Annotated in this window: 4 protein-coding genes and 1 pseudogene; 4 read left to right on the top strand and 1 reads right to left on the bottom strand. The window is 62.3% G+C overall.

The window, feature by feature from the left end:
- Positions 1-276: 276 nt before the first annotated feature.
- The gene (locus tag ELY13_RS14355) at positions 277-2,559 is read right to left on the bottom strand and encodes a TonB-dependent receptor (RefSeq protein WP_126174585.1); all 2,283 of its coding nucleotides are present in this window, start codon (positions 2,557-2,559) and stop codon (positions 277-279) included.
- 143 nt (positions 2,560-2,702) lie between these two features.
- On the opposite strand from ELY13_RS14355, the gene ELY13_RS14350 reads away from it, so the two are divergent.
- From ELY13_RS14350 to ELY13_RS14335, 4 genes and pseudogenes are all read left to right on the top strand, one after another.
- Entirely contained in the window at positions 2,703-3,758 is a 1,056-nt protein-coding gene (locus ELY13_RS14350; RefSeq protein ID WP_126174584.1) for a LacI family DNA-binding transcriptional regulator, read from the top strand.
- Between the two features lie 11 nt (positions 3,759-3,769).
- Entirely contained in the window at positions 3,770-5,449 is a 1,680-nt protein-coding gene (locus ELY13_RS14345; protein WP_126174583.1) for a sulfatase family protein, read from the top strand.
- A gap of 145 nt (positions 5,450-5,594) precedes the next feature.
- Positions 5,595-6,980 carry a sulfatase family protein gene (locus ELY13_RS14340; protein ID WP_241233735.1) on the top strand — a complete coding sequence of 462 codons (1,386 nt, stop codon included), beginning with the start codon at positions 5,595-5,597 and terminating at the stop codon, positions 6,978-6,980.
- 235 nt (positions 6,981-7,215) lie between these two features.
- Positions 7,216-7,633: pseudogene (locus ELY13_RS14335) on the top strand (IS5 family transposase); the annotation flags it as partial.

Below are 7,633 nucleotides of genomic sequence, written 5' to 3'. Positions count from 1 at the left end.
GTGTCGACCCGCACTTTTCGAACCGGCGCCTCCTCAGGATAGAAACGTTCGGACCCCATGTCGAAAGCGCCACCCTCGACCCGGCACATACCGGGAGTCTCTGTCGCATGCCGAAGCGGATCAAAGTTCATTACACAGCCCTACAATGACGAGCATGGGGCGCGCATGAACATCCGCCCGAGCTTCCGGCAGGCCAGCGCCATATCTCCGCAGCCTGCTCTGGCTCGACTTTGGCACTGACCGGTTTTCCCTGACCAGCATCCTCTCTTCATTTCGTCAGAAACGGAAGCTCGCCGAAACGCCCCAGCGGCGCTTGTAGTCGTAGGCGAGCCCTTGCGACAAATTGTACCCGGTCTGCATCCGCCCGCCAGTGGTAAGACCCGTGGTGTAGAACTCGTTAAACAGGTTTCGCACGAAGATTTGCGCACCGAAGCGATCGTCCTGTGTATTGAACCCGATATAAAGTTCGGCAATGCCGTATCCGTCGGTCATCGTCGCCGGATCACTTGTCGGGTTGAACTCGCTACGCGCATAGTAGGTCGCCAGCGCGTAAACATCGATCCCCATCGGATCGACAGGGACTTCGTAACGCGCGCTGGCGTTGTAGTTCCACTCGGACACACCGGGCAGGAACGTTCCGGTAAGATCTTGCACGCCTCCGACACACCCCTGCGCCGGCGTCTGCCCCTCGTAACAGGGAGCGCCGGCAAAATCAGTGTACTCCGCATCCGTGTAGGTGACAGCCGCAGACAGCACCAAGCCATCGATCGGCTGCGCGTCGACTTGCGCTTCCACGCCCTTGGTCACCAGCTCGCCAGCTGTCGCCAGGAAGAAATTCGATGCTTGTGTCGCCGGATCAAGAACGATGGCCTGCGCCTGGAAATCCTTGAACGTCGTGTGGAAGAGCGCCCCATTGAACCGCAGGCGCCGGTCCAGCAGCTCCGATTTCCAGCCTATTTCGAAGGCAGTCGGAATTTCCGGATTGATGATCGGCTCAGGCGCTACAATCACCGTCGCGAGCGAGTTGACCCCGAGGCTCTTGTAACCGCGCGTGACGCTTCCGTAGAGCAGTACGTCGGGATTGACGTCGTATTCCGCGGCAAGCCGCCAGGAAAGCGCAGTATCGTCACGTTGCGCCTGACGTTCGCCCAATTGCGGCGCGATCGAGGTGATGAAGGTCCCGTCGTTCGCGTTGTAGTTCCCGGCATCAATCTCTACTTCGTCGTACTGGAGGCGCGCGCCGGCCGAGAGGCGGAAAGTGTTCACAACGTTCCAAGTCGCACTCGCGAAACCAGCGTAGCTCGTGCTCGACGAGTCAACCGTGCGGAAGCGCGATAGTCCGAAAACGCCCGGGGTGAAGCGGCCGGCCGGGCCAAACCGGCCGATATCGATTCGCTGGTCGAGCGTCAGGTAGTAGCTGTTGTAATAGTAGAACAGCCCCGCCACGAACTCGACCGCCTCCCCTTCCGGAGAAGTGTAGCGCAATTCTTGGGTGAGCTGATCCGTGTCGGTGCGGCTTTCGTTCAGGATGAAGAACGTGGCCGGGCCGGTGTTGTATGCCCCGAAATCGTTTGAATAGGCGGAGTTCTGAAGGCCGGTGATGGAGGTAATCACTCCCCCGCTCGAGGTCTCCAGGTTAGCCTCGACGGCGATCGTGTCGAGGTTGGTACGATTGAGACTGGTGTCCGGGGCAAAGGCGAGATCATTCTCCTCGCCGACGGGGGCCTGGTTCCGCTCCGCCAGCCCGCCGGAAACATATTCCACCCCCGCGACGGCACAGCAATTCACATCGCGCTGGAGGTGCTCGTATGTCAGCAGCACATCGAAGATGGCCGAAGGCTCCCAGCGCAACTTTCCGCGCACACCCCAGTCGTCGCGATTGTTAAATCCTTCCGGCCCCGGGGCGTAGGCGTTGCCGATCAGCGAATCCATGGTGTTACGGAAGCCGGCCACACGGGCGCTCAGCGTATCAGATACTGGCCCGGAGACGAACCCGTCCAGTAGGAGCAAGTCGTTGGAGCCGTAGGTAACGCCCCCGCCTGCCTCGAAGTAGCTGGTAGGACCTCTGGTCACGATGTTGAGCAGGCCGGCGGAGGCATTCTTGCCGAACAGGATGCCCTGAGGGCCGCGCAGCACCTCAATCCGCTCGACGTCGTTGAAATTGAGCAGGGCTGAAGCGGCGTCGGCCGCGACCACTCCGTCGCGCACGATCGCAACCGACTGCTCCACCCCGCGGCTATAGCTCTGCGTTCCAACACCGCGTACGCGCAATCCACTTGCGACATCGGCCGTGCCTTCATCGAAGGTCAGGCTCGGATCCAGCTTCACAAGCGCATCGACCTGCGTTTCGTTGCGCTCCTCAAGCGCTTCGCCGCCGACAACCTGGACTGAAACAGGTACGTCCTGCAGCGTCTCGGTCCGCTTTTGGGCCGTGACGATGATGGTGTTGAGGCCCGCCGCCGGCGTTTCGAGGCCACCGGCGACTTGTGCCGCAGCAGGGCTGGAGCCAACCATAGCAACTGCGGCTGCGCCGCACAGCAGCATCATCGGACGCTTCATGAAATCCCCCCCTTGACAGCTCTCAGGCCCCTGGAGCGATGGCTATAGACAACGCTATCATGAGTCAATAAAACGTTTTCACGAGTTGATCACACCGCGCGCTCAGCTGGGCCTCGCTGGAGTCGGGAGCGGGAGGAAAGCATATGGTGCGCGCAACCATCGTTGATATCGCGCAAAAAAGCGGAGTCTCCCTCGCAACCGTGTCGCGCGTGCTCAACGGCAATCCAAAAGTCGGCGATGCAATCCGCCAGCGGGTGGAGCGCGCCGCGCAGGAACTGGGATATACCCCCAATTCGGCCGCCAGCCGGCTGCGCGGGGGCAAGGCTTATGCGCTGGCCCTGCTGGTGGGACCGCTAAAGACCGTGATGGACGGCGAGGCATCGGGTCGGATGCCGTCTTACATCACTGACGTCATAGCCGGGCTGCTGCGCGCCTGCAGGCCGGCAAACTACCACCTTGTGATCGAGGCCATTAGACCGGGCGATCCCTGCGCGGCAATCGAGGAGATGCTGGCGCGCATTTCGGTCGACGGCGTCGTCCTGCTTCCGCCGCTCTGCGATGACATGCACCTGCTCGAAGCGTTGGACCAGCGGGGGCTGCGCACCCTTCGCTTGAATGCAGGCACATTTCCACCTGGCACGGCGACCGTCGGCGTCGATAACGCCGCAGCCGGACGAGATATCGCCGCATACCTGCTGGGTTTGGGGCATCGGCGGATCGGCTATATCGCCGGGCCGCATGCACATGGATCGCACGGCCTGCGCGCCGAAGGCTTCATCGCCCGCCTCGGTGAGGAGCCTGAGGTGGAACTCGTCACCCACCAGGGCAACTTCCTGTTTGACTCGGGTGAGCGGGAAGGTGGCGCGCTGCTTGACCGATCCAACCCGCCGACTGCGATCTTTGCAGCAAACGACGAAATGGCCGCTGGCGTTATCGCCGCCGCGTCAGAGCGGCGCATCGCCATCCCTGGCGACCTTTCGATCATCGGCTACGGCGATCTTGCCGTTGCGCAGAACTGCTCGCCCCGCCTCACCACTTTCCGCCAGCCTACAAGCGAGATGGCCGCGCTGGCGGCCGGGCAACTGATCGAGCGGGGCCCGCAAGCCGAGCGGGCACCCGGGTCTCCGCCGGAAATATTCAACCTTCCCTACCACCTTGTCGAACGGTCGACGGCCGGACCCGTCCCGGTGAAAACCTGAGGATCCATCCCATGAAAAAGCTAGCTCTCCGCATCTGCACAGCGCTGACGATGGCATTTGCCTCCGCCCCCGCCACGCTTGCGCAGACCCCCCTCGATGCGCCGGTCACGAAGAAGTCTCCCAACGTCGTCTTCATCTTGCTTGACGATCTGCGGTTCGACGGGATGGGTTTCTTGCAGCCGGGCCTGCACACCCCCAACATCGACCGACTGGCGCGTGGGGGCACCTACTTTCCCAACACGGTTGTTACCTCTTCGCTGTGCAGTCCCAGCCGGGCGACGATCCTGACCGGCTTGACGGCGCGCAACCATGGCGTGGTCGACAACAACGATTCCTCGGAAGAAGGGCTCGTATACTTTCCCAGCTACCTGCAGCAGGCAGGGTACCAGACGGCATTCATCGGCAAGTGGCACATGGGTTCCGCCACGGACATGCCCCGCGCAGGCTTCGACAAATGGGTCAGCTTTGCCGGTCAAGGCAACTACTTCCCGGTAGTCGGCGCGAACGGACGCGTGAACACCTTGAACGTGGACGGCCGCGCAGTGGCGCAGCAGGGCTACCTGACCGATGAACTGACGGACTACGCGATGAACTGGCTTCAGACGGAACGCGCTTCCGACAAGCCTTTCTTCCTCTATCTGAGCCACAAGGCCGTCCATTCGGACCCCTTGCCCGCACCCCGGCACCAGGGGCAGTATGACGATCACGCCTTCAACCTTCCGGCGAGCGCGGCGAACACTCCGGAAAACTACGCGGGCAAGCCGCGCTGGGTCTATGACCAGCGCAACACCTGGCACGGGATCGACTTCTTCTACAATTCCGACATGAAGATGGATGAGTACCTGCGCTACTACTATTCAACACTGAGCGCGGTTGACGACAGCGTCGGGCGAATCCTGCAGTGGCTGCGCGACAGCGGACTGGAACGCGACACACTGGTCGTGTTCACGTCCGACAACGGCTACATGATCGGCGACCACGGCCTGATCGACAAGCGGACCGCCTACGAACCATCGGTCCGCGTTCCCATGGTCATGTACCAGCCGGGGACTGTCCCGGCCGGGGCGGTCAATCCGGGTCGCATCCGCAACCTCGATTTCGCGCCGACTTTCCTCGAATTCGCTGGCGTCCAGCGCCCCGAGTACTTCGAAGGACAAAGCGCCCGGCCGCTGATCACTGGACAGGTCCCCGCCGAAGACTGGCATCCGGAGGACTTCGTCTACGAATACTATTGGGAGTGGTCGTTCCCGATGACGCCGGGCACGTTCTCGATCACTCGGGGCGATCTGAAGTACATTCAGTATTACGGTGTCTACGACCTTGAGGAACTCTATGACCTTTCCGAAGATCCACGTGAAATGAACAATCTGATCGACGACCCGGCCTATCTGGACGCGAAGATCGAGCTGCGGCGTGCCTTGTTCGAACAGCTTGCCGATCATGACGGACGCCACGTGATCCCCTACACCGAGCGGGCTGCACGCGGGATCGTCCGCCGGGCCGAAGGGGGCACGCGCGCAGGCGATTTCCCGTCCGACTGGTACGTCGAACCCGACCTGCCAGACCGGCTGGACGACCTTGTGCCCGACAGCCGGGCCAAAGCCGAGGCGCACGCTCGAGGGGCGGCGCTACTCCAGGTCCCGGTGCTCGGAAGATCAACAACTGTTGGGTACGCTGGAGAAGCGGATTAGCACTGTCGTAGAGGCGGGCGGGAACCTGTTGGCGGTTGCGCCTCACAGCCAAGCCGCGCACCCGGCACTTTCCCGTAGAGCTGATCGTGCGCGGAGGCACGCAAGGTCACGACGATAGAACGCTCGAAGCCGGAGGATTTCATAAGTGACCACTTGCACCAGCCGGCGCACGGTTCTGACTTCGATGTTGGCCGGGGCGGCCACGGGGCTGCTGCCCACGCGCGCTTTGGCAAAGGCAACAGGGGAACGGCCGAACTTCGTCGTGTTTTACGTGGACGACCTTGGGTATGGTGACGTCGAGCCAACGGGCGGTCGTACGATCAAGACCCCGTACCTTTCGCGAATGGCACGCGGCGGCGCAACGCTGACCGACTACTATGCCCCCGCCAATCTCTGCACGCCGTCGCGGGCCGGGTACCTTACAGGACGCTATCCGATCCGCACCGGACTGGCCCGCGGCGTAATCATGCAAAACAGCGAGATCGGACTTCCTCCGTCCGAAGTAACAATCGCTGAAGCGCTGCAGCCTGCCTACACGACGGCTCTCGTCGGAAAATGGCATCTCGGGAACCCCGGCACGGCTTCTTGGCCCCCAACCAAGCACGGCTTCGATCTGTTCTATGGCATTCAGTACAGTCACGACATGCTGCCGCTGAGCCTGTGGGAAATACAGGCGGGCCAGACTCGGCAGATGGACGTCAACCAGGTGACGCTCCAGCAGCAATTCGGCACGCGCGCGGAGCAGTTCATTGAGGACAACCGGGAGCGGCCATTCTTCCTGACACTTGCGCTGAGTTCGCCCCACCTCCCCAACTTCCCCTCGCCCGAGTTCGCGGGCCGTTCGGCGGCGGGGGCCTACGGCGATGTGGTGGAAGAGATGGATGCGATCGTTGGGCGCGTGATGGCGAAAATCGAGCAGCTCGGGCTCTCGCGCAACACGCTCGTCGTCTTTACCTCGGACAACGGCCCGTGGTTCGAAGGCTCGGCTGGGGCATTGCGGGATCGAAAAGGCGGGGGCGCATACGACGGCGCTTCGCGGGTTCCGTTCATCGCCAGCCGGCCGGGGATCATTCCGGCGGGACTGCGATCGGACTCAATCGCGATGGGCATCGACCTCCTGCCAACGCTCTGCAACATGGCCGGGCTGCCGCTGCCACCGGGAGTGGCGTTGGACGGGCGCGACATCACGCAGATACTGCGACGGGACGCGCCCTCGCCCCATGAGCAGTTGCTTCTGTTCAACGACGAAGACCTTGTCGGCCTCCGCACGCAGCGCTGGAAGTACGTCGATGCCGACTACTACCGCAACATGCTGTTCCCGCTTCGCGGACGCGGCTACCCGCAACTCTACGACATGAGGATGCCGGGAGAGGACTACAGCGTGGCCTCGCTCCACCCGGAGGTTGCCAGAACTCTGGCAGCCCGGCTTGAGGTGGCAAGAGAGCGGTTCGAACCGCTTCGCACCGGGCCCAGTTCCATCTCCCAATTCCCCCCATCCGAGCGCAACGTACCGGCACAGTGGCGGGATTAAGCGCTCTGGCTGGTGCTGTCATCTGTGGATGGCCCCTGCGCTGCAAGGGGTAAGTTGAGATTGATGATCTGATCTGTCCGGGTGCGGTCATCTGTCCGGCCTGTTGATGCGGCGCGAGATGGCCGCTGGCCCTGATGGTGTCCGCAGGCCGGGTCCCACTCAGTCTAGGCCGTGTTGACAAAAGAGTCCCAATCTCGCCTCGTTCTGATTCAAGACTGCTTTTCAAGGAGCGGTCATGGGTCGCAGGGACTTATCCGATGTGGAATGGGAACTGATCGGGCCACTTCTTCCGTCAGAGCGTGGTCGCTGGGCGCGGCCAGCTGGCGATAACCGGCGCTTCCTCAACGGCATGCTGCACGTGTTGCGGGTCGGTTGCGCCTGGCGCGACATGCATGAGCGCTATGGCAAGTGGAACTCGGTCTATGACCGGTTCCGGCGCTGGGCAGAACAGGGTGTTTGGGACGCGCTCCTACAAACGCTGGTCGATCTGGGCCTGACCGACGACTCGCAGCACATGATCGACAGCACCAGCGTTCGCGGCCACGTCTCGGCAGCGGGCGGAAAAGGGGGGCTTGCGCGAACGCTCTTGGTCGATCACGCGGCGGCTTTACGAGCAAGATCCACGCCCGCTGCGACAATCAGGGACTGCCTCT

The organism is Altericroceibacterium xinjiangense (assembly GCF_003958635.1).
GTDB classification, from domain to species: domain Bacteria; phylum Pseudomonadota; class Alphaproteobacteria; order Sphingomonadales; family Sphingomonadaceae; genus Altericroceibacterium_A; species Altericroceibacterium_A xinjiangense.
The sequence above is the reverse complement of the archived record's forward strand: the minus strand, read 5'-3'. Positions and strand labels throughout refer to the sequence as shown.